The sequence below is a fragment of the Geobacter grbiciae genome, from assembly GCF_018531165.1.
In the GTDB taxonomy this organism is placed as follows: domain Bacteria; phylum Desulfobacterota; class Desulfuromonadia; order Geobacterales; family Geobacteraceae; genus Geobacter; species Geobacter metallireducens.
The window spans coordinates 600,682-623,682 of record NZ_JAHDIW010000001.1 but is presented as its reverse complement, the minus strand read 5'-3'; the positions used below and the strand labels follow the sequence as shown (position 1 = coordinate 623,682).

At 60.2% G+C, this 23,001-nt stretch carries 19 protein-coding genes; all 19 read left to right on the top strand.

Going from position 1 to position 23,001, the window contains the following annotated elements:
- Positions 1 to 19: 19 nt before the first annotated feature.
- The 19 genes from KJB29_RS02790 (at position 20) to KJB29_RS02700 (ending at position 22,970) form a co-directional block, all read left to right on the top strand.
- Positions 20 to 343 carry a DUF485 domain-containing protein gene (locus KJB29_RS02790; protein WP_215733269.1) on the top strand — a complete coding sequence of 108 codons (324 nt, stop codon included), beginning with the start codon at positions 20 to 22 and terminating at the stop codon, positions 341 to 343.
- Positions 340 to 2,313 (top strand): solute symporter family protein, encoded by a 1,974-nt coding sequence (locus KJB29_RS02785; protein ID WP_215733268.1) that lies wholly within the window; start codon positions 340 to 342, stop codon positions 2,311 to 2,313. The genes KJB29_RS02790 and KJB29_RS02785 overlap by 4 nt, the downstream gene beginning before the upstream one ends.
- A gap of 749 nt (positions 2,314 to 3,062) precedes the next feature.
- Entirely contained in the window at positions 3,063 to 4,853 is a 1,791-nt protein-coding gene (locus tag KJB29_RS02780) for a sigma 54-interacting transcriptional regulator (protein WP_425514101.1), read from the top strand.
- 446 nt (positions 4,854 to 5,299) lie between these two features.
- Complete coding sequence (locus tag KJB29_RS02775; RefSeq protein WP_215733267.1) at positions 5,300 to 6,055, top strand: IclR family transcriptional regulator; 756 nt, start codon at positions 5,300 to 5,302, stop codon at positions 6,053 to 6,055.
- 85 nt (positions 6,056 to 6,140) lie between these two features.
- Positions 6,141 to 6,449: a DUF485 domain-containing protein gene (locus KJB29_RS02770; RefSeq protein WP_215733266.1), complete on the top strand. Its 309-nt coding sequence runs from the start codon at positions 6,141 to 6,143 to the stop codon at positions 6,447 to 6,449.
- Positions 6,450 to 6,458: 9 nt separating this feature from the next.
- Complete coding sequence (locus tag KJB29_RS02765) at positions 6,459 to 8,426, top strand: solute symporter family protein (RefSeq protein WP_215733265.1); 1,968 nt, start codon at positions 6,459 to 6,461, stop codon at positions 8,424 to 8,426.
- A 491-nt stretch (positions 8,427 to 8,917) separates the two neighbouring features.
- A complete protein-coding gene (locus KJB29_RS02760) occupies positions 8,918 to 10,090 on the top strand; it encodes an isovaleryl-CoA dehydrogenase (protein WP_215733264.1) in 1,173 nt (390 codons plus the stop codon).
- Positions 10,091 to 10,144: 54 nt separating this feature from the next.
- Complete coding sequence (locus tag KJB29_RS02755) at positions 10,145 to 11,752, top strand: carboxyl transferase domain-containing protein (RefSeq protein WP_215733263.1); 1,608 nt, start codon at positions 10,145 to 10,147, stop codon at positions 11,750 to 11,752.
- Positions 11,753 to 11,897: 145 nt separating this feature from the next.
- Positions 11,898 to 12,689 carry an enoyl-CoA hydratase/isomerase family protein gene (locus KJB29_RS02750; RefSeq protein WP_215733262.1) on the top strand — a complete coding sequence of 264 codons (792 nt, stop codon included), beginning with the start codon at positions 11,898 to 11,900 and terminating at the stop codon, positions 12,687 to 12,689.
- 5 nt (positions 12,690 to 12,694) lie between these two features.
- Positions 12,695 to 14,701, top strand: a complete 2,007-nt coding sequence (locus KJB29_RS02745; RefSeq protein WP_215733261.1) for an acetyl/propionyl/methylcrotonyl-CoA carboxylase subunit alpha — start codon at positions 12,695 to 12,697, stop codon at positions 14,699 to 14,701.
- 1 nt (position 14,702) lies between these two features.
- Complete coding sequence (locus tag KJB29_RS02740) at positions 14,703 to 15,632, top strand: hydroxymethylglutaryl-CoA lyase (protein WP_215733260.1); 930 nt, start codon at positions 14,703 to 14,705, stop codon at positions 15,630 to 15,632.
- Positions 15,633 to 15,658: 26 nt separating this feature from the next.
- Complete coding sequence (locus KJB29_RS02735; RefSeq protein WP_215733259.1) at positions 15,659 to 16,972, top strand: succinyl-CoA:cyclohexane-1-carboxylate CoA transferase; 1,314 nt, start codon at positions 15,659 to 15,661, stop codon at positions 16,970 to 16,972.
- A gap of 142 nt (positions 16,973 to 17,114) precedes the next feature.
- Positions 17,115 to 17,693 (top strand): DUF6125 family protein, encoded by a 579-nt coding sequence (locus KJB29_RS02730; RefSeq protein WP_004512519.1) that lies wholly within the window; start codon positions 17,115 to 17,117, stop codon positions 17,691 to 17,693.
- Positions 17,694 to 17,725: 32 nt separating this feature from the next.
- On the top strand, positions 17,726 to 18,415 hold the full coding sequence (locus KJB29_RS02725) for a CoA transferase subunit A (RefSeq protein ID WP_004512520.1): 690 nt from the start codon (positions 17,726 to 17,728) through the stop codon (positions 18,413 to 18,415).
- A 17-nt stretch (positions 18,416 to 18,432) separates the two neighbouring features.
- Complete coding sequence (locus tag KJB29_RS02720; RefSeq protein WP_215733258.1) at positions 18,433 to 19,089, top strand: CoA transferase subunit B; 657 nt, start codon at positions 18,433 to 18,435, stop codon at positions 19,087 to 19,089.
- 33 nt (positions 19,090 to 19,122) lie between these two features.
- On the top strand, positions 19,123 to 19,653 hold the full coding sequence (locus KJB29_RS02715; protein WP_004512522.1) for a hypothetical protein: 531 nt from the start codon (positions 19,123 to 19,125) through the stop codon (positions 19,651 to 19,653).
- Positions 19,654 to 19,788: 135 nt separating this feature from the next.
- The gene (locus KJB29_RS02710; RefSeq protein WP_215733257.1) at positions 19,789 to 21,135 is read left to right on the top strand and encodes a hypothetical protein; all 1,347 of its coding nucleotides are present in this window, start codon (positions 19,789 to 19,791) and stop codon (positions 21,133 to 21,135) included.
- A gap of 81 nt (positions 21,136 to 21,216) precedes the next feature.
- A complete protein-coding gene (locus KJB29_RS02705; RefSeq protein ID WP_215733256.1) occupies positions 21,217 to 21,993 on the top strand; it encodes an electron transfer flavoprotein subunit beta/FixA family protein in 777 nt (258 codons plus the stop codon).
- Between the two features lie 56 nt (positions 21,994 to 22,049).
- Entirely contained in the window at positions 22,050 to 22,970 is a 921-nt protein-coding gene (locus tag KJB29_RS02700; RefSeq protein ID WP_215733255.1) for an electron transfer flavoprotein subunit alpha/FixB family protein, read from the top strand.
- The last annotated feature ends 31 nt before the right edge of the window (positions 22,971 to 23,001 follow it).

Sequence of the window (23,001 nt, the reverse complement as noted above, 5' to 3'; positions counted from 1 at the left end):
AAGAACAAGGGGGGGACCAATGGCAGAAATGGGAATCAATTGGGCAGCCATAGCCAGTCATCCGAAGTTTGTGGAACTGCACCGGGCAAAAATGCGCTTTCTGGTCGGATTGTGGGTTGTGGGGGCCACGTCGTATTTTCTCCTGCTTATCGGAGCAATTACCGCGCCGGGACTCTTTAATACGAAGGTGATCGGCAGGCTGAATTTCGGTTATCTGTTTTGTCTGTTTCAGTTTGTTTTGTCATGGGCCATCGCCGTTTACTACACCCGCAAATCGAATAAGGAATTTGATCCTCTCACGAAAGAACTGGTCGAACTGATCATTAAGGAGAAATCTCAATGAGAACATTACTTCTTTCTTTGGTGATTGGTTTCGTTTTCGGTTCATGGGCTCTGGCGGCAAATCCTCCGGCCAAGCCAACAGCCCAGGCTGGAGCGGTTGCTTCGACACAGACGCCCGCTGTTGCTGCTCCTTCGGCCCTCCCCGCCACTCCGAACAACCCTGGCACTACGGCTGCAAAAGCCCCGGCCGCCACGCCCAAAAAGATGCAGACCAACCGGGGGTTCACCATCTGCATGTTCCTGGTGATCATCGCCGCAACGGCGGGGATTGTCGTCTGGGCGTCGAAGAGCACCAGTACCGCTGCCGATTATTATGCTGCCGGCGGCGGTATCTCGGGGATGCAGAATGGCTGGGCCATTGCGGGGGATTTCCTCTCCGCCGCCACCTTCCTCGGGATTACGGGGCTGATGTCGCTCTTTGGCCCCGACGGCTTCATGTACTCGGTGGGGATCATTATCAGCTTCCTGACCATCCTGCTCATCATTGCCGAGCCCTGCCGCAATGCCGGCAAGTATACTCTCGGAGACATCCTCGCCTTTCGCTCGTCATCAAAGGCAGTCCGCGCGGTCGCTTCCCTCTCCGCCGTGGTCGTCTCGATATTCTACCTGCTCGGGCAGATGGTCGGGGCCGGCAAGCTGATGCAGCTGCTGTTGGGCATTCCCTACAAGGCCTCGATTATCGGCGTCGGCGCCCTGATCATCATCTATGTAGCCTTGGGAGGGATGAAGGCTACCACCTGGGTGCAGATCATCAAGGCCGGGCTCCTCATGTTCACCGGTCTTGTCCTGAGCATCGCGATTCTCTGGAAATCCGGCTTCAATCTGCTCGGTTTCTTCGACAGCGTGGCAGCGAGCCAGGCAATTCAGGACCACGTGCGCGGGGTCATGAAACATCCCACCGCCGAGCCGGGTTTCGATTACGGGCAGCGGTTCCTGGAGTTGGGGCTGTTCTTCAAGAATCCGCTGGACCAGATATCGCTTGGACTTGCCTGGATTCTTGGCGCCGCAGGTCTACCCCATGTGATGATGCGGTTTTTTACCGTCCCCAACGCCAAGGAAGCGAGAAAGAGCGTGGTTGTTTCCATGTTCCTGATCGGCGCCTTCCTGATCATGGTTTCGTTCCTGGGCTTTGGCGCTGCCCTCTATGTTACTCCCCAACAGATCTCCGCCCTCGACAAGGGGGGGAATATGGCAGGACTTATGATCGCCCAGTACGTGGGAGGCGGCGCCGGATCCATTGCCGGTGACCTGCTGCTGGCTTTCGTCTGTGCCGTCGCCTTTGCCACCATACTGGCGGTAGTATCGGGGCTGGTTCTTGCGTCATCAGCCGCCATCGCCCACGACCTCTATGTCAATGTTGTCAAGGGGGGCAAGGCAGATCAAGGCACGCAGATAAAGGTGGCGAGGGTTGCGTCCTTCTTTGTCGGCGCCGTTGCCATCGTGCTCGGCATTGCCTGCGAGAATCTCAATATTGCCCAACTGGTCGGCCTGGCGCTTGCCGTTGTCGCCTCGGCCAACTTCCCGGTCCTTATCTTTGCCCTGTTCTGGAAACGCTTCAATTCTGCCGGCATCATCTCCGGCCTTGTCGTCGGCACGGTGGTTACTATCGCCGTACTGATGGTTTCGCCCAACATGACCTATCCGAAAAAGATCGCCGCCGATGCCCAGAAGATCGTTCTCTCGCTGGAGAAAAAGCAGGCCGGGGGAGTAGTGCTGGCCGAAAAGGAGCTGAAAGCTCTGGAAAAAGCGCGGGTTGATTATGCCCAGAACAAAAATGGTACCTCGCTGGTTGGACTCGATGCTCCGCTTTTCCCACTCAAAAATCCGGGCATTGTGTCGGTGCCGATCGGTTTCCTCGTGACTATCGTTGCCACCCTTCTCTTCCGAAACCGGCGTGAGGAGGAGATGTTCGAAGAGCTCTTTGTCCGGCAGACCACCGGTTACGGCGTTGCAAAAGCAGCTAAACACTGAGATATCGACTGGTTGACAGAGAGAAGGGGAGGAATCCATTGGAATTCCTCCCCTTCTCTTACCAAGAGACTCTCCTTCTCACGCGCCAACGTATTTCGATCGTCTTTGTGCAACCCCTCACATAACCTTTCGAGTGGTACATTCCTCCCAAAACAAACTGCTAGAAGAAGTAGATCATCGAGAAACGGAACACGTTCGCCTTCCCAAAATCTGAAGTGCCTGCGGTAACGTTGCCATACCGGGTGCTCACATATTGATACTCGGTTGCGACCCTGACGGCAGCGTTAAGGTCATAGGCGATATTGGCAAAGACCTGGGAATTCGATTTCGGGGAATCCTTTATGCCGCTTTGGGTAACCTCTTGGGGTGCGGACAGGAACGAAACGGGTTGATACTGTCGGACAAAGAAAGGCCTTCAGCGCTCCTTGATTCACTGTTCATGCTTGGATCTTTTACATGGTCGCATGGTGTACAAACCGGCTTTTCATGCATTATTTACTTGCCAAGATTATGTATAAAGCCGTTTTAAACACGGTTGACATGCACGTAAAATGCATGTAAGTTTCGCCCAAAGTTGATCCATTTCCGCTGCCGTCAACACAGCGAGGCACACACCGCATGGCATAAACAGCCATGATATTCATTCGTACAAATTACCAACCAACACTTATCAGGGATGCAGCCGCATTGGGGTCGCGATAACCCGTCAATGCAGGCAGGTGCCCCCCCGTAACGGAAAGCAGGTTGTCATGGATCGAGAGGAAACCATGGAGAAAAACGGCGCTGCGGAAAATGTTCACACGGATACAGGCGGGGCAGGAATTATCCGGCTTGACGCCGAACTGGGGATCGTCTCCCTGGACGAAACCTCCGGAAGTCTGATCGGAAGCCCTCCCGAATCTCTTCTGGGACGGAGAATCGACGGGATAGTCGACTTGGCGAACCTGGGCAAACTGATGCACAACGGCATCAGCTTCAGCAATCAGGTCATCGTTGCCGGTGACCGGCGTCTCGCCTGCGATTACGTCCCCATCGTGGAGGATGACAGGATTGTCGGCGGAGTACTGACGGTACTCGGCGTACTCCCCAAGGAGACCGACGGCTCTTCGGACGACCTCAAGGAACTTCTTCGCTCCGCTGGCGCCTTCATGGATCTCGACTATCACGGCATCATCATCCTCGACCGCAACGGCACGGTCGTAATGGTGAACCAGTCCTTTGCCGAGGTGCTCGACACCACTCCCCAGACCATGATCGGCAAGCACGTCCATCAGGCCTATCATAATTCACAGCCCTCCCGGATGCCGGTCGTAATGGAAACCGGCAAACCGGAGATCAGCTCCCACTACATGAACGGCAAAGAGGTCTTTGCCAGCCGTTACCCTCTTATCAAGCAGGGAAAAGTGATCGGTTGCGTGGGAAAGATTCTTTTCAAGGATGTCCGCGAAATCTCACTCCTCGCGAATCGGCTGCAGAGTGCCCGAGAGAAAAAAACTCCCGCGAGAGTAATTGCGGAAAAAGGTTCCCTTTTCAAATACGACATTGACAGCATTGTGGGGCAGAGCGCCAAAATCGCCGAACTGAAGGAGACCCTTCTCAGGGTAGCCCCCAAGAACTCCAACGTTCTCTTGAGAGGAGAGAGCGGAACGGGGAAGGAACTCTGCGCCCATGCCATCCACGCTGCCAGCACACGACGCTACGCCCCCTTCGTCAAGGTGAACTGCGCCGCCATCCCTGACCACCTCCTGGAATCGGAACTCTTCGGTTACGCGGACGGGGCCTTTACCGGAGCCAAAAAAGGAGGGCAGGTCGGCAAGTTCGAACTGGCCGACACCGGCACCATCTTTCTTGACGAGATCGGTGACATGCCCCTTGCCATGCAGGCAAAACTTCTCCGAGTTCTTCAAGAGCGGGAACTGGTCCCCCTGGGAAGCACCGCCCCAAAGGTAGTTGACGTGCGAGTTGTAGCGGCAACCAACAGCAACCTCGAACAGTTGGTCAGCGAAGGGAAATTCAGGGAGGATCTCTATTATCGCCTTAATGTGGTCGCCCTTACCATTCCTGCGCTGAAGGACAGAATGGAAGACATCTATATAATCACGAAAAATTTCATAGATCATTTCAACGCTGAATTCGGCCTCTCCGTCCAGGGGATCGACGGCGAGGCGTGGGAGGTCCTCAAGCATCACAACTGGCCCGGCAATATCCGCGAGCTCCGCAACGTGCTCGAAAGCGCCTTCAATGCAGTAAGCGGCCCTCTCATTACCAAGGAAAACCTCCCAATCCGTCTCGCCCAACTCTGCCCACATTCCACGCCGCCCCATGAGTTTGTGTCTGGAGAGGATCTGGAAAGTTACATTCGACAGCACCTGGGAAAGAAAAACATTAGTGATATGATGGACGACCTTGAACGGGTAATTCTGGAAAAAGCCCTTGAAATCTGCAACGGTAACAAGCTCCACGCCGCTCAACTCCTCGGTATATCCCGCCCGGGTCTCTACAAAAAGCTCCAGAAGTACCCCTCACTGGAAAAAACATAAGACGTATAGAGTATACCGTCGCCGAATCGCCATAGAATGGACATAGAATAGCGTTCTATTCATTTCACGCATCCGGAGCCCTACATTTCAAGCCTTTTCAAACGACAGAAAAGCTTTCAGATTGACCAAGGCTTGAATCAACACTGTAAACTAAAGCATCATGTGTATCTAGCTGTAAACTACGCCTAACTATCTATACATACACGGCTTACGGCATACACCCCCCCTTTAGCAGCCTCCTCTGCTTACCTTTGTTTACACAGCCTCACCCCTCCGGTTACCGCCCCCCTGCCAAGAGTCAGCCTGATTTTTTCATTAATTTCAGGCGACTATCCACAAAACACACAACAAGCCAAACAAAAAACGATGTTTGGTATTTGAATTGCTTTGTTTTAACGTCAACGGAATGAACGTCATTCTCCCTACCATGATGCTGAGGTGAATACATGAAACAGGATCTCCCCCTTCATCAGACAGGATCGGTGGAACACGTCATCGCACTACTGGAAATACTGACCGAAGACACTCCGATCCACTCCGTGGCCACCATCTCGTCGCGGCTTGGCATTAGCCGCAACAAGGCGTTTCGCCTCCTCGCCACCCTTGAGTCCCGAGAACTCGTGGAAAAGGACCGGCATGGCGCATACCGCCTCGGCACCGCGGCCGCGGGCCTGGCTCGGCGTCTTCTGGATAACGTGAACGTAATCGGCCACGCACGGCCGGTGCTGAATGAACTGGCGAGAAGACATGGAGAGGCGGTCTACCTCTCGGTACTGAAGGATGACGACGTAATTTTTCTCGATGTTGCCGATTGCGCCGGGGTAGAAGGTTCCGGCTCCCTTGTCGGCAAGCGGTTCCCCTCCCTGGCCACCAGCGCCGGCAAGGCAATCCGGTCGCTCCAATCACGGGATCTGCTGGAAAAACTCCTGGGAGGGAAGCGCGGGCGTCAGCGCTCCGTGGATCTGGAGGCGATCATCGGTGAACTTGAAGTCATCAGAAAACACGGCGTTGCCATTGACGAGAGGGGGGGAACCAGCAGCGCGGCAACGGCAGTACGAGACTATACCGGAAAAATTGTTTGCGCCCTGACGGTGCTCGGCCCGTCGGTCAGAATGCTTAGGGACCGCATCGAGAAGGAAATTGCACCGTCGCTCATTGAGGGTGCTGAGGTACTTTCTCTTAAATTCGGCTATGCGAAGTAACGGGAAAGGAGGACGAAACGTTTGTGCGGAACGGATGGGGAATCGAGTCGGCAATACCAATACACTTGGAAAAGGAGCGGTGACCATGGCAGCAGATCAGCATAACTGGACCAACATAGCCAATCATCCCAGGTTCGTGGAACTCCACCGGAAAAAGATGGTTTTTCTCTACGGCTGGTGGGCATTTTCTGCCGGATTCTACTTCCTGCTCCTCCTTGGAGCGGGATACACTCCCGGATTCTTCGGCCTCGAAATCATCGGCAACATAAACGTCGGCTACCTCCTGGCCCTTGCCCAGTTCGTCGTAAGCTTCGGCATTGCCATTCACTACGGCAGGGTTGCCGACAGGGACTTCGACAGGCTCACCCAGGAGCTTGTCAAGCAACTCGGATAGGAGGGTATGATGAAACGATTGGCTCCATTTTGTATTGCAGCACTCCTCATGGGGAGCGCAGCCTTCGCAGCCGAACCGGCCAAGCAAGCGACAGCCCCCCCTGCCTCCACCGTCACCGCAACTGCCCCGGCGACAGCCCCCACGGCATCCGTACCAACCGCGACGGCCAAGAGCACTGCCGCCCCCGCAGCTGCCGCGCCTGCCAAGATCAAGACCAACAAGGCAATCACCCTCAGCATGTTTGCCCTCATCATCCTCGCCACTCTGGGAGTCGTGGTCTGGGCCGCCAAGAAGACCCAGACAGCCGCCGACTACTACACAGCCGGCGGTGGCATCACCGGCATACAGAACGGTTGGGCAATCACCGGCGACGTGGTTTCGGCGGCCTCGTTCCTGGGGATGTCGGGACTCATCTCCCTCTATGGGATCGATGGGTTTCTCTACTCCACCGGGCCAATCCTCGGCTTCGTGACCATTCTCCTCCTCATGGCTGAACCGCTCCGCAACGCCGGCAAGTACACCATGGGGGACATTCTCTGCTTCCGGGCTTCACCGAAGCCGGTCAGAGCAGCGGCGGCCATCTCCACTGTGGCGGTTTCCACCTTCTATCTCCTGGCCCAGATGGTGGGCGCCGGCAAACTAATGCAGCTCCTGCTGGACATCCCCTACAAGGTGTCAGTCATCGGCGTCGGCACACTCCTCATCATTTACGTGGTGTTTGGTGGCATGAAAGCCACCACCTGGGTACAGATTATCAAAGCGGCGCTCCTTCTGTCCGCTGCGGTGGTGCTATCGATATTGGTGGCGGTCAAGGCGGGGATGAATCCCCTGCGCCTGTTCGCCGATGTGGTCAACAGCGGCGCTGTTCAGGACCATGTCAGAATCGCCGTCCTCAAGCATCCGCTCCCCGAGGCGGGGCTTGATTACGGCAAGCGCTTCCTCCAGCCAGGCCTCTTCCTGAAGAATCCCCTCGACCAGATATCATTGGGCCTCGCCTGGGTCCTAGGAGCCGCAGGCCTCCCCCATATCATGATGCGCTTCTTTACGGTGCCCAACGCCAAGGAAGCCCGCAAGTCGATCCGGATCTCGGTTTTCCTCATGGGCGCCTTCTTCATCATGACCACGTTCCTCGGCTTCGGCGCCGCCATCCACATCACCCCCCAGAAGGTTGCGGCCATGGACAAGGGGGGGAACATGGCGACCCTCATGCTTGCCCAGTACCTGGGCGGGGGTGAAGGCTCCATAGGCGGCGACATGTTCCTGGCCTTCGTCTGCGCCGTGGCCTTCGCCACCATCCTGGCCGTCGTCTCGGGGCTGGTGCTCGCCGCATCCGCCGCCATCGCCCACGACATTTACGTCAACATCATCAAGAACGGCAAGGCCAACCAGAAGGAACAGGTCAGGACTGCCCGGCTTACCTCCCTGGTGGTGGGCGCCGCCGCCATCGTGATGGGGATCGCCGCCGAGAAGGAGAATATCGTCGCCCTGGTGGCCCTTGCCTTTGCCGTGGCCGCATCGGGTAACTTCCCGGTCATCATCCTCTCCCTCTTCTGGCGCAAGTTCAACACAGCGGGGATCGTCTCGGGCATTGTGGTAGGCACCATTGCCGCCATTGGCCTCGTGCTGGTCTCCCCCAACATGACCTACCCGAAAAAAATCGCGGCCGATGCCAAGAAAGTGATTGATACCCTGGAGAAAAAGCAGGCGGCCGGCGAGATCCTAGCGGAAAAGGATCTGAACGCCCTGAACAAGGCACGAACCGACTACACCAAGAACAAGGACGGCAAGTCGATCATGGGGCTGGACAATCCGCTCTTCCCGCTGAAGAACCCCGGCATCGTCTCTGTCCCCCTCGGCTTCCTGGCCGCCATCATCGGCTGCCTGGCCTTCAGGGATCGCCGTGCCGAAGAGATGTTCGACGAAATCTATGTGAGGCAAAATACCGGAATTGGCATTGCCGAGGCAATAGAACACTAATTATGTAGCAGAATATTTATAATATGTCATAGCCATAACATTAAATTCACACTGCACATGCGGGCACACTGATAATTATCTGTGTGCTCTTTTTTTGTCATATTAATTTTTCCAATATGCATCAGTGTTATCTATTTGTTCCATGCTATGTCTACTTTTGTAGACTCTGTAAATTTCGGTAAAACTGTTTGTTAACTGCATAATAATTGAAGGTTTTTTGCACAACTGGCAAAACCTGCAAAAACATTGTTTACCTTTATTTACACTGCAACCATTACCACCAACACCCACCCCCGCTAGCTCATTTTTTATTTATCAAATATTTACAGACTGTTACAAGTATAAGCGCTCAAACAATTGCCTGCAAACAGTGTTTGGCATTGCCATTGCTTTACCTTTGCGTAAATAGCACACACACGGAAATCAGGCATGCAACTCTCTTCTCTCATAAGAGGGTGCCATTTCCGAAAAAAACACAGGAGGAAGCAACGATGAAAGCATATCCAACGCTTAATTTCGATCTCGGCGAGACCAGCAGCATCCTCAGGGAAACGGTAAAGGAGTTTGCGGCGGCGGAGATCGCGCCACGGGCCACCGACATCGATCGGGACAACCACTTCCCCATGGACCTCTGGCCCAAGATGGGGAAACTGGGGCTCCTGGGGGTCACTGTTTCCGAGGAGTACGGCGGCGCCGCAATGGGGTACCTGGAGCACGTCATCGCCATGGAGGAACTCTCCCGGGCTTCGGCCTCGGTGGGTCTGGCCTACGGCGCCCACTCAAACCTCTGCGTCAATCAGATCTTCCGTAACGGCAACGAGTCCCAAAAGCGGAAGTACCTCCCCAAGCTCATCAGCGGCGAGCACGTGGGCGCCCTGGCAATGAGCGAGCCCGGCGCCGGCTCCGACGTGGTCAGCATGCGCCTGCGGGCCGACAAAAAGGGAGACCACTTCATTCTTAACGGCAACAAGATGTGGATCACCAACGGCCCCCACGCCGACACCCTGGTGGTCTACGCCAAGACCGACATGAACGCGGGCCCCCGCGGCATTACCGCCTTCCTCATCGAGAAGGGATTCAAGGGGTTCTCCACGGCCCAGAAGCTGGACAAGCTCGGGATGAGGGGCTCCGACACATGCGAGCTGGTCTTCGAAAACTGTGAGGTACCCGAAGAAAACATCCTCGGCGGCGTGGGCCGGGGGGTCAACGTACTCATGAGCGGCCTCGACTACGAGCGGACGGTCCTGGCCTCCGGTCCGCTGGGGATCATGCAGGCCTGCATGGACGTGGTCGTCCCCTACCTCCACGAGCGGAAGCAGTTCGACCAGCCCATCGGCCAGTTCCAACTCATGCAGGGGAAGATCGCCGACATGTACACCACCCTGAACGCCTCCCGGGCCTACGTCTACGCCGTCGCCAACGCCTGCACCCGCGGCGAAACAAGCCGCAAGGACTGCGCCGGCGCCATCCTCTACGCAGCGGAAAAGGCCACCTGGATGGCCCTGGAGGCGATCCAGTGCCTCGGCGGCAACGGTTACATCAATGAGTACCCCACCGGCCGCCTCCTGCGGGACGCCAAGCTCTACGAGATCGGCGCCGGCACCAGCGAAATCCGCAGAATGCTCATCGGCCGCGAACTGTTCGAGGAAACGGCCCACGCCTGAGGAAGCGGCGGCAGACGCCTGAACACGCAGAAACGACGAGGAGACCAACCCGCCATGAGCGTACTGAAAAGTTCCATCAACACAACTACCGAAGAGTTCCGCACCAATGCCGACGTGATGAGGGGGCTGGTGGCCGACCTGGAGGACAAGGTCGCCCAGATCAAGCTGGGTGGCGGCGAAAAGGCTCGCGCCAAGCACGTTGAGCGGGGAAAGCTCCTTCCGCGGGAGCGGATCCGTCAACTCCTGGACGTGGGTTCCCCCTTCCTGGAGCTGTCACAGCTGGCTGCCTGGGGAATGTACAGTGGTGACGTCGCCTCCGGCGGCGTCATCACCGGCATCGGCCGAGTCTCGGGCCGGGAGTGCATGATCGTTGCCAATGACGCCACGGTCAAGGGGGGGAGTTACTTTCCCAGCACGGTCAAAAAACACCTGCGGGCCCAGGAGATTGCCGAGGCGAACCACCTCCCCTGCATCTACCTGGTGGATTCCGGCGGAGCCAACCTCCCGCAGCAGGACGAGGTCTTCCCCGACCGGGATCACTTCGGCCGGATCTTTTACAACCAGGCGAACATGTCGGGAAAAGGAATTCCCCAGATTGCCGTGGTGATGGGCTCCTGCACCGCCGGCGGGGCCTATGTCCCGGCCATGTCCGACGAGAGCGTCATCGTCCGGTGCCAGGGGACCATCTTTCTGGGCGGCCCCCCCCTGGTAAAGGCGGCCACCGGCGAAGTAGTGAGCGCCGAGGACCTGGGAGGCGCCGACGTCCACTGCCGCACCTCCGGCGTCACCGACCACTATGCCGCTAACGACGGCCACGCCCTGGAGGTGGCCCGCCGGATCGTATCAAACCTGAACCGCGTCAAGCGCCCCGAGCTCGCCCTCCGGGAGCCGTCAGACCCTCTCTACAACCCGGCTGAGCTCTACGGCGTCATCCCCACCGACACCCGCAAGCCCTATGACGTGCGGGAGGTTATCGCCCGCATCGTGGACGGCTCGGAGTTCGACGAATTCAAGCAACTCTATGGCACCACGCTCGTCTGCGGCTTCGCCCACATCTTTGGCTACCCGGTGGGGATCGTGGCCAACAACGGAATTCTCTTCTCCGAGTCGGCCCTCAAAGGGGCCCATTTCGTCGAGCTCTGCAGCCAGCGAGGGATCCCCCTCATCTTCCTCCAGAACATCACCGGCTTCATGGTGGGAAGCAAGTACGAATCGGGAGGAATCGCCAAGGACGGGGCCAAAATGGTGACCGCCGTGGCCTGCGCCAAGGTCCCCAAGTTCACGATCATCATCGGCGGAAGCTATGGAGCCGGCAACTATGGCATGTGCGGCCGGGCCTACTCGCCGCGCTTCCTCTGGATGTGGCCCAACGCCCGGATCTCAGTCATGGGGGGAGAACAGGCGGCCAGCGTCCTGGCCCAGGTAAAGCGAGACGGAATAGAGGCCCAGGGGAAAACCTGGCCCGCCGGCGAGGAAGAGGAATTCAGGAGACCCATACGAGAGCAGTACGAGACCCAGGGGCACCCCTACTACGCCAGCGCCCGGCTCTGGGACGACGGGATCATCGACCCGGCCGACACCCGGATGGTGTTGGGGCTCGGCATCTCGGCGACCCTCAACGCACCGCCCATGAAGACCGATTTCGGCGTCTTCCGGATGTAAGTGAACGCGGCTTTTCCGCAATCTCTGCGTTTATCTTCGGAATTTGCTTGTGCGACGTAGCGCTGCTACGCCTCCGCGCAATTCCTAGATCGCCTTGACCTTGCGAAAAATCCACGTTCACCGGAAGACCAAAGGACACAGAACAATGACCACTGAAACCATCCTGACCCAGATCAACGACCGGGGCGTAGCGACCCTCACCATGAACCGGCCCGAGCTCCACAACGCCTTCGACGATCTCCTCATCACCGCCCTCACCGCCGAACTCCGGCGACTGGAAGCGGACGACAGCGTCCGGGTCGTGATCCTCGCCGCCTCGGGCCGAAGCTTCTCCGCCGGGGCGGACCTCTCCTGGATGCGCCGCATGGCCGACTACACCCGGGAGGAAAACCTTACCGACGCCCAGGTGCTGGCCGAGCTGATGCGGACCCTAGCCACCCTGAAGAAGCCGACTATCGCCCAGGTCCAGGGGGCCGCCTTTGGCGGGGGGGTGGGGCTTGTGGCCTGCTGCGACGTGGCCATCGCCAGCCGGCGGGCCACCTTCTGCCTCTCGGAGGTGAAACTGGGGCTCATCCCGGCGGTCATCTCCCCCTACGTGGTGGAGGCACTAGGTCCCCGGGCCGCGCGCCGCTACTTCCAGAGCGCCGAGATATTCGACGCCGCCGAGGCCCGCGGCCTCGGTCTCGTCCACGAGGTGACGACGGAGGAGGAGCTTCCCGCCGCCGTGGAACGCCTTGCTGCAACTCTTCTCCTCAACGGTCCCCGGGCCATGGCCGCCGCCAAGGAGCTCGTGGCCCGGGTCGCCTCCGGCCCCATCGACGAGGCGATGATACGCGACACCGCCGAACGGATCGCCGACACCCGCGCCTCCGCCGAGGGGAAAGAGGGGCTCTCCGCCTTCCTGGAAAAAAGAAAACCTCGCTGGGTGAAAGGATAGAGACCATGTTCGATACGATTCTCATTGCAAACCGGGGCGAAATTGCCTGCCGCGTCATCAGCACCGCCCGCCGCCTCGGCATCCGCACCGTGGCCGTCTACTCCGACACCGACGCCGACGCCCTTCACGTGACCATGGCCGACGAGGCGTACCACATTGGCCCGGCCCCTGCCCGGGAAAGCTACCTGAGAGGTGACATCATCCTGAAGGTGGCGGCCAGGAGCGGCGCCCAAGCCATCCACCCCGGCTATGGCTTCCTTTCCGAAAACGCCGAATTTGCAGAAGCCTGCGCCAAGACCGGTGTCGTATTCATCGGCCCCCCCACCGGGGCGATTCGCGCCATGGGCTCCAAGAGCGCCGCCAAGGAGATCATGGAGAAAGCCGGCGTCCCCCTGGTTCCCGGCTACCACGGCGAGAACCAGGATCCGGAGTTTCTGGGGCAGGAAGCGAAGCGGATCGGTTTCCCGGTCCTCATCAAGGCAAGTGCCGGCGGTGGCGGCAAAGGGATGCGGGCCGTGCGGGAGGCAGCGGAGTTTCCCGATGCCCTCGCCTCGGCCAAGCGGGAGGCCCAGGCCTCCTTCGGCGATGACCGGGTGCTCCTCGAAAAGTACCTCACCAAGCCCCGCCACGTGGAGATCCAGGTCTTTGCCGATACCCACGGCAACGCGGTGCACCTCTTCGAACGCGACTGCTCCATCCAGCGCCGCCACCAGAAGGTGCTGGAAGAGGCACCGGCCCCCGGCATGAAGCCTGCCCTCCGCAAGAAGATGGGAGAGGCGGCGGTAGCCGCGGCCAGCGCCATCGGCTACGTGGGGGCGGGAACCGTGGAGTTTCTTCTGGACGAAGACGGCTCCTTCTACTTCATGGAGATGAACACCCGCCTCCAGGTTGAGCACCCCGTGACCGAGATGATCACCGGCCAGGACCTGGTGGAGTGGCAGCTCCTGGTGGCGGCCGGCGCCCCCCTCCCCTGCAGGCAGAAGGATCTCGCCATCGGCGGCCACGCCATCGAGGCCCGCATCTACGCCGAAGACCCGGCCAGGGAGTTTCTCCCCTCCATCGGCCGGCTGGCCCATCTCCGCACCCCCGCCGAAAGCGCCAACGTCCGGATCGACACCGGCGTGGGCCAGGGGGGGGAGGTGAGCATCTACTATGACCCCATGATTGCCAAACTAATCGTCTGGGACACCGACCGGGCCGGGGCGCTGCGCCGACTTCAGAAGGCCTTGGCCGACTATCAGGTGGTGGGGGTTACCACCAACATCGGCTTCCTCGGGAGCGTAGCGGCACACCCCGCCTTTGCCGCCGCAGACCTGGACACCGGCTTCATCGAGCGGCACCGGACCGATCTCTTCCCCGACCCTCACCCGGCATCGGACCGGACCCTGGCCCTCGCCTCCCTCGACGTACTCCTGCGCCGGACCGTCGAGGCGAAGCGGACGGCCCTCGCCTCCGCCGATCCCTATTCCCCGTGGCATCAGACCAGCGGCTGGCGCCTCAACTTCGACAACCACCACGACCTCCACTTCCTGGACGGGGAAAAGGTCGTGACGATCACGGTCCACTACCGCGCAGAGGGGTATCTCCTTGCCCTGCCGGGGGGAGATCTCCTTGTCCGGGGCGAGCTGGATGCAGCCGGAGATATTCTGGCCGATCTGGGTGGGGCACGGGTTAAGGCCACCGTGGTCCGCCACGGCGCCACCCTCACCATCATGAAGGGAGGGCGGAGCCATCCTCTGGCCATCCACAACCCCTACGCCCTCTCCGGCGACGAGGAGGGTGCCGGCGGCAGACTCACCGCCCCAATGCCGGGAAAAGTTGTGGCGGTCATGGTGGAACCGGGGGAGCGGGTGGGAAAGGGGCGCCCCCTCATGATCCTGGAGGCAATGAAGATGGAGCACACCATCGCCGCCCCCCGGGACGGCCTCGTGGCCCGGCTCAACTTCACCGTCGGCTCCCTGGTGAGCGATGGGGCGGAACTTCTGGCCCTTGCCGACGAGGAAGGGGTCTGAGATGCCGATGCCGACGCGGGTGAAGATGGTGGAGGTGGGGCCCCGGGATGGTCTCCAGAACGAGAAGACGATCATCCCGGCCGAGGTAAAGATCTCCCTTATCGATAAGCTGTCGAAGGCGGGGCTTCCGGCGATCGAGGTCACGAGCTTCGTCTCTCCCACCTGGGTCCCCCAGATGGCCGACAACGCCCAGGTCATGACCGGAATCGCCCGGAGGGAGGGTGTCGCCTATCCGGTTCTCGTCCCTAACCGAAAGGGGTTGGACGCGGCCATTGCCGCTGGCGCGGCTGAAATCGCCATATTCGCCGCCGCCTCGGAGTCCTTCTCCCGAAAGAACATCAACTGCTCCATTGCCGAGAGTCTGGAACGCTTCGCCGAGGTCATCACTGTGGCCAGGGGCCAGGGGTTGCAGGTGCGGGGGTATGTCTCCTGCGTCCTCGGCTGCCCCTACGAGGGTGAGGTGAGTTTCGACGTGGTGGCAGGGGTGGCTGGGCAGCTTCTGCAGCTCGGCTGCTATGAGATATCTCTTGGCGACACCATCGGCGTGGGCACCCCCGGCCGGGCGCAGACCATGGTGGATGTGGTGTCGAGGCTGGTGCCGCGGGAGAGACTGGCCGTCCATTTCCACGACACCTACGGCCAGGCCCTGGCCAACATCCTGGCGGTCCTCGAACGGGGCATCGCCATTGTCGACAGCTCGGTGGCCGGCCTCGGCGGCTGTCCTTACGCCGCCGGCGCCTCGGGCAACGTTGCCAGCGAGGATCTTCTTTACATGCTGAACGGCCTCGGCATCGAGACCGGGGTCGACCTGGAACAACTCATGGCCGCCGGAAACTACATCTCCGGCCACTTGGGCCGCTCGTCGGGCTCCCGGGTGGCTCGGGCCATGGGGTGCTCTCCACACCAGATAACGGCGGCGGCAAACGCCTGAACTAAAACAATACAGGAGGATTGACCATGAATAATGCAGCATTGGCCGTATCCCGATACGAACAGGAATATCAGCAGAAGCTCTCCACCGCCGAAGAAGTGGCGGCCACCGTCAAATCGGGCGACCATCTCTGCTTCCCCATCTGCGCCGGGGAGCCGACTCTCTTCGTCAAGGCCCTTGCAGCCCGCAAACATGAGCTCGAAAGGGTGGTGGTGAACCAGCAGCACCACCTCTGCCCCGACTACCTCACCGAGGAGTCCGCTCCCCATATCCGGGTCAACTCCTGGTTCACGAGCCACGTCTCCCGCAAGGCGGTCCAGAACGGCTGGGCCGACTTCGTCCCCAACTACTTCCACGAGGTGCCCAAGCTCCTGCGGGAATACTGGCCCGTCGATATCGCGGGAACAGTGGTCTCCCCCATGGACGAGCACGGCTTCTTCACCTGCAGCCTCTCGGTGGCCTACACCATGGAGGCGGTCAAGAAGGCAAACCGGGTGGTGGTGCAGGTGAATCCCAATGCCCCCCGCACCCACGGCAACTGCCACATCCACATATCCGACGTGGACTTCATCATCGAAACCGACGACCCCATCGTCGAACTGGCCATTCCTCCCATCACCCCCATCGAGGAGGCGATCGGCGGCTACATCGCCGAACTCATCGAGGACGGCTCCACCCTGCAGCTCGGCATCGGCGGCATTCCAAACGCAGTCTGCAAGGCGCTCCTGAGAAAGCGGGATCTGGGAATTCACACCGAGATGATCACCGACGGCATGGTGGACCTCATGTTCAGCGGAGCGGTGAACAACTCTAAAAAGAACCTCCTGGCGGGGAAGACCCTCGGCACCTTCGCCCTGGGGACCAAGCGGCTCTACGAGTTCATGAACGAGAACCCCATGATTGAGATGCACCCCGTGGACTTCACCAACAACCCCTACAACATCGGCCAGAACGACAAGGTGGTGGCCATCAACGCCACTATTGAGGTGGACCTCCTGGGACAGTGCTGCTCCGAATCCCTGGGCCACGTCCAGTGGAGCGGCACCGGCGGCCAAGCCGACTTCGTCCGGGGGGCCAACATCTCTCGCGGAGGGAAAAGCTTCATCACCACCGCCGCCACCGCCAAGAACGGAACGGTATCGAGCATCGTACCGACCCTCAAGCCGGGAGCGGCGGTCACCACCAACAAGAACGACGTCGATTACGTGGTGACCGAGTTCGGGGTGGCGAAGCTTCGCGGCCAGACCGCCCGGCAGCGTGCCCTCAACCTTATCAATATCGCCCACCCCGACTTCCGTGAGGAACTGACGGCTGAAGCCCGGCGGATGAACCGAATTTAAAGAAATGGCCCGGGACCCGGCAGGGATTCGGAAGATACGCCGAGGAATATTCCGAGTCCCAAGGCCTGGGACCGCACCGCGCGCCGGGAGGGGCGCCTCCTTCGCCCGGCGCGCGGTGCCACCTTTACCAAAGGAGAGAGACATGTCCGACACCTGTTGCGCACCCGGCTTCATGCCCCCGAAAAGCATAATCCTCGACGAGGGGGTGCGCCTCCTCTACGACCTGAACAAGGACCAATTGGTCGACATCATCGTCGACAGCGCCAAAAACTGGCTGGCCCACGACGGCCTCTGGTTCCAGGCCATCGAAGCTACCCATGGCATGGACGCGGCCATGGACGCCGACCGCGAGGCGTGGCGGAAGTTCACCGTCATCGAGGCCCAGAGGATCATGGCGCGCCTCGGCATCGAACCGGGGGGAGGAATTCCCGCTTTGGTCGAGTGCCTGAAGCACCGTCTCTACGCCCGCCTGAACCTCCAGCAGATGGATGAAGCGACCGACACCCGTGCCGTCTTCATGATGGTGGACTGCCGGGTCCAGTCGGCCCGCAAGCGGAAGGGGCTTCCGGACTTCCCCTGCAAGTCGGTGGGAATCGTGGAATACGCCGAATTCGCCCGGACCGTGGACCCCAGGATCGAAACCCGCTGCATCGCCTGCCCCCCCGACCCGCACCCCGACTATTTCTGGTGTGCCTGGGAATTTACCCTGCGGGAGTCATAACGAAGTCCTCCGGGAGAAAGGGAGAACGTGCAATGAAAGTTCAATCGTCCATAGAAAAGGCCCTGGAGGGGATCCAGGACGGGGCAACCCTCATGGTCGGCGGGTTCGGCCTGGTGGGAATCCCCGAGAAGCTGATCCTCGGGCTCCGGGAAAAGGGGGTGAAGAATTTGACCGTCATCTCCAACAACTGCGGGGTGGATGACTTCGGCTTGGGAATTCTGCTCCAGAACCGGCAAATCAGGAAGATGGTCTCCTCCTACGTGGGGGAAAACAAGGAATTCGAGCGCCAGTTCCTCTCCGGCGAGCTGGAGGTGGAGCTTACCCCCCAGGGGACTCTAGCGGAACGGATCAGGGCCGGCGGCGCGGGAATCCCGGCTTTCTACACCCCGGCCGGCGTCGGCACCCCCCTGGCCGAGGGGCGCGAGGTGCGGAGCTTCAACGGCCGGGAGTACCTCCTGGAGACAGGCCTTGTGGCCGACTTCGCCCTGGTGAAGGCGTGGAAGGGGGACTGGATGGGGAACCTCATCTACAACAAGACCTCCCGCAACTTCAATCCCATGATGGCCACGGCGGCAAAGGTCACCATCGCCGAGGTTGAGGATCTTCTGGACCCCGGAGAGTTGGACCCGGCTTTCATTCACACACCCGGCGTCTATGTGCAGCGAATCGTGCTGTGTGGCAACTACGAGAAGCGGATCGAGCGGCGGACTGTCCGGGCTTGATTGAAAGGAGAGAAACAATGGCTTTGACACGGGAACAGCTGGCCCAGCGGGCAGCACAGGAGGTTGAAGACGGCTTTTACGTGAACCTGGGGATCGGCATCCCCACCATGGTTGCGAACTACATCCCCCCTGCCTGTCACGTGGTCCTGCAGTCGGAGAACGGCCTCTTGGGGATCGGCCCGTCCCCCCGCGAGGACGAGGTGGACCCGGAGCTGATCAACGCCGGCAAGGAGACCATCACCATGATTCCCGGCGCCTGCATCTTCAGCAGTTCCGACTCCTTCGCCATGATCCGGGGTGGGCACATCGACCTGGCCATCCTCGGGGGGATGGAGGTTTCGGACTCCGGCGACCTGGCGAACTGGATGATCCCCGGAAAGATGGTGAAGGGCATGGGGGGGGCCATGGACCTGGTCCACGGGGCGAAGAAGATCGTGGTGGTCATGGAGCACTGCAGCAGGGGGGGGCAGTCCAAAATCCTGAAGCAGTGCACCCTCCCCCTCACCGGCAAGGGAGTAGTGAACCGGATCATCACCGATCTGGCAGTGATGGATGTCACTGGCGACGGCCTCATCCTCCGGGAACTGGCACCGGGGGCGAGCGTCGACGATGTGGTCCGGGCAACGGAGGCGTCGTTTGCCGTGCCCGCCGACGTAGGAACGATGGCCCTGTAACCGCGCAATCCCCGACGGGAAAGGAGCAACTCAATGAAAGCATGTCCCCTGGCCGTAATCCTTGTCCTCCTTCTCCTCGCGGGGTGCGCGGGAAGCCGTCCCGTTCCCGCCCCAACCGAGGAGTACGTGGAGGTCGACAACCCGGCCGCCACCATGTCTCCCTCCGCCCCTGCCACCATCTGGGTCCCGAAGCGCTATGTGGATAACGGCATTCCCCGTGGAGGGGAACTGGTTAAGAAAGGGTATGAAGCGGCGACACGGGGTTCCGGTGAGATTTCTTCGCCGCCGGCGAGAGCGGAAGAAAGCCGATCCTATGCCAGATACAACCGGGTGGTCTCAGTGGAAAAGGAGAGAGTCTGCTTTAACACCGACCGGAACGCCGGCATCAAGCCGGGAGTGAAGCTGCGGCTGTATCGCGGCGGGAGTGTCGTTGAAGGGATCGGCTTTGTGCCGGGCAACGTGGTGGGGACGGTGACGATTACCGATCCGGTCGGCTCCGGCGCCTGCGGAACCCTCGATCAGGGAGGAGAGGCGCGGGTGAACGACTTGGTGAGGGTGGAATGAAACGCGGCTTTCGGCGGTGACAAGATCCGCTGACTCTCCGGAGGAGCGGGGAAGAGGAGGTGCGCTGCGGGCTACGGGTAACGGTGGCTGGAGGGTTGTTGTCAATTTTTTCTGGGAATTGTGAAGGAGGAATTAATGATCAAGAAAACATCTGTTTCGGTTGCAGCAGTAATGATGTTGGCCGCGCCGGCCCTAGCCCAGGAGGTGCCCCAGGCCACCACACCGGCCTATAACTGCGATTTCGAGCCCTCGTGCGAGGTGGCCCCGGGCATCTACGGCAAGATGGCGTCGCCGGTCACCAGCAAATTCAATCTCTCCATCGGCGGTTTTGTCAAGCTCGATTACGCCTACAACTCGGTGAACCTGGGGTCCAACGGCGCCCTGGGGACCCTCCAGAACGGCATCCCCAAAAGCAGCTCCGCCGCCGGCCGGCAGGATCAGTCCATCTTCACCGCCCGCCAGTCCCGCTTCTGGCTCAAGGTCGCCGGACCGAACTTCCTCGGCGCCAAAACCAACGCCATCATCGAGGCGGACTTCTACGGCGGAGGGGGCTCCTCCAACGAAAGTCCCAACATGCGGCTGCGGCTCGCCAACGCCACCCTCGACTGGGCCAACACCCAGGTGCTGGTGGGCCAGGCCTATGACATCTTCGGACCGGCCATCTCCTCCACGGTCGACTTCGGGTCCGGCAACAAGACCGGCGCCCCCAACAACCCCCGTGTCCCCCAGGTCAGGGTAACCCAGAAGGTGAACCTGAACTCCGACAACGCTCTGCGGCTGGTCCTCGGGGTGCAGAACCCGGTGCAGGATGCCAACGCCCAGACCGGCACCAACAGCGATTCGTGGGGAGGAAAGCTGAACGTGGCCGGCCAGGCGATGCTGATCAGCAAGGCCTTCGGGGTCGCCCCCGGCTACTACGGGCTCTCCATGAACTCCCTGACCGCCGGCGTCTTCGGCCTCTACGGCAACCAGAGCGTGGGGGATAACAGCAAGACCGTCGACACGTGGGGGTATGGCTTCTACACCTTCGTGCCGCTCTTGTCCTCCAAGGACGGCAGGAATCGGGCGATGACCGCCTCCTTCGAAGGACAGCTCTACATGGCGGCCAACCAGAGCGTGAACGGCGCCACTGCGGGGACCGTGATCGGCCCCGCCGGCAGCAAGACCGCCGCCAAGGGGTACGGCTTCTACGGCCAGCTCATCTTCTATCCCACCCAGGACCTCGGAATAACCGCCGGCTACGGGCGGAGAAACGCCTATAACTACGCCAGCTACAGCGGCATCAACAACTTCGAGAAATCCAACTCCAATATCTACGCCAACATCGCCTACGACCTGAACGCAGCAGTACGGGTCGCCGTGGAATACCAGAACCTCAACACCCAGTACGGTAACGTCACCAACGGCACCGGCAACCTGGCGGGATTGGCGACCAGCGGGACCGCCAACATTGCGCGGTTTGCGGCATTCTACTTCTTCTGATCAGCGGCGGCGTGCCCCTTCCGCCGGGGGGCACGCCGCAACCGCGGAACAGGCTTAACGCTCTTCACCTAGGAGGTCAGCATGAAGATACTGGTCTGCATCAAACAGGTACCCGACATGGAGTCCCGCTTCAGGGTAAGCAGCTCCGGAAACTGGCTCGAAGAATCCGATCTGGCCTTCCGGCTTAACGAGTACGACGAGTACGCCGTGGAGCAGGCGGTCCAGCTCAAGGAACAGCTGGGGGACATCCCCGAGATCACGGTCCTCTCCATTGGCCCGGACCGGGTCGGCGAGTCCATAAGGAAGGCACTGGCCATGGGATGCGACCGGGGAGTCCACATCCGGGACCCCGAATCGTCCCGCAAGGACCCGTGGCAGATCGCCTCCCTCATCGCCTCCTTCGCCGGGGACAAGGAATTTGACCTCATTCTCACCGGGATGCAATCCCAGGACCGGGGCTCCGCCCAGGTGGGAATCATGGTGTCCGAAATCCTCGGCTATCCCTGCGCCTCCACCCTGGTCGGTTTCTCCTACGACAACGGCATCATCAGCGCCAGGCGGGAACTGGAAGGAGGAACCAAGGCAGTCGTGCGACTCCGGACGCCGGCGGTCGTCACCTGCCAGCTGGGGCTCAACGTGCCGCGCTACCCTACCCTTCCCAATATCATGAAGGCCAAAAAAAAGGAAATTCTGTCGGTGCCGGTGGCGGATTTCTCTGTCGTGGACGGACATGCAACAACCCTGCGACTCTATCAGCCGACGAAGAAGGGAGGCGGGCTCGTCATCGAGGGAGAAGTGAACGATCTTGCCGACAGGCTCGTGGGGATACTGAAGCAGAAAACCATGGTTCTGAGGTAGTGACAACATGCCGGCCGTGATCAACAGTTCCGCGGCCCGCCTATGAAGGAGGTTCTATGAAGGTTCTTCTGGTAGGAGAATACCGCGAAGGCAAGCTCCGCGAGGAAAGTTACGATCTAGTAGCCTTTGCCGACTCCCTTGGTGCCCAGCGCTCCATGGTTCTCGTGGCGCCGGCGGGGACGGTGCCAACCGTGGACGGGACCCTCTACATTGCCGACGCGGCGCAGTGCGGCGAGTACAACCCGGAGCACCACAAGAGAATAATCCTCGCTGCCGTAGAGCGGGAAGACCCTGACTGCATCGCTTTTGTCCACTCGTCCTACGGCTGGGATCTGGCCCCGCGGTTGGCGGTTGCACTCGGGGCTGCACAGGTGTCGGAAGTGGTTGCGGTTGCCGGCGACGGCGCCTACGAGGTGAACTGCTGCAACGCCAAACTACGCCGCGCCGTGACGCCAAAAACACCCAGGACCATACTCACCATCCAGGCCGGGGCATTCAGCCTTGAGAGAGAACCTGCGGGAATGCCGGCAATAGTCCCCCTCGACGTCCCCCTTGAACCGGACCGGATTCAATTCGACGGCTACGAGGCTGCGGAGAAAAAGGGGGTTGATCTCGGCCGGGCAGAAATAGTCGTCAGTGCCGGCAGGGGTGTCGGAAAGAAGGAAAACGTGGGGGTCATTGCCGAGCTTGCCAAGGTGCTTGGCGGAGAGTTGGGGGCAAGTCGGCCGGTGGTCGATGCCAAATGGGTTGACCATAGCCACCAGGTGGGAACCACTGGCCAGGTGGTCAGCCCCAAGCTCTATGTGGCCTGTGGTATCTCCGGTGCCATCCAGCATGTTGCAGGAATGAAAAAGGCTGACTTTGTGGTGGCCATCAACAAGGACCGGGATGCCCCCATCGGAGAGGTTGCCGACGTCCTGGTGGTGGCCGATGTCATGCAGTTCGTGCCGGCCCTGACAGCACGGGTCATGCGGTGACAAACGGCATATCTTCTACAAAAGTGCCACA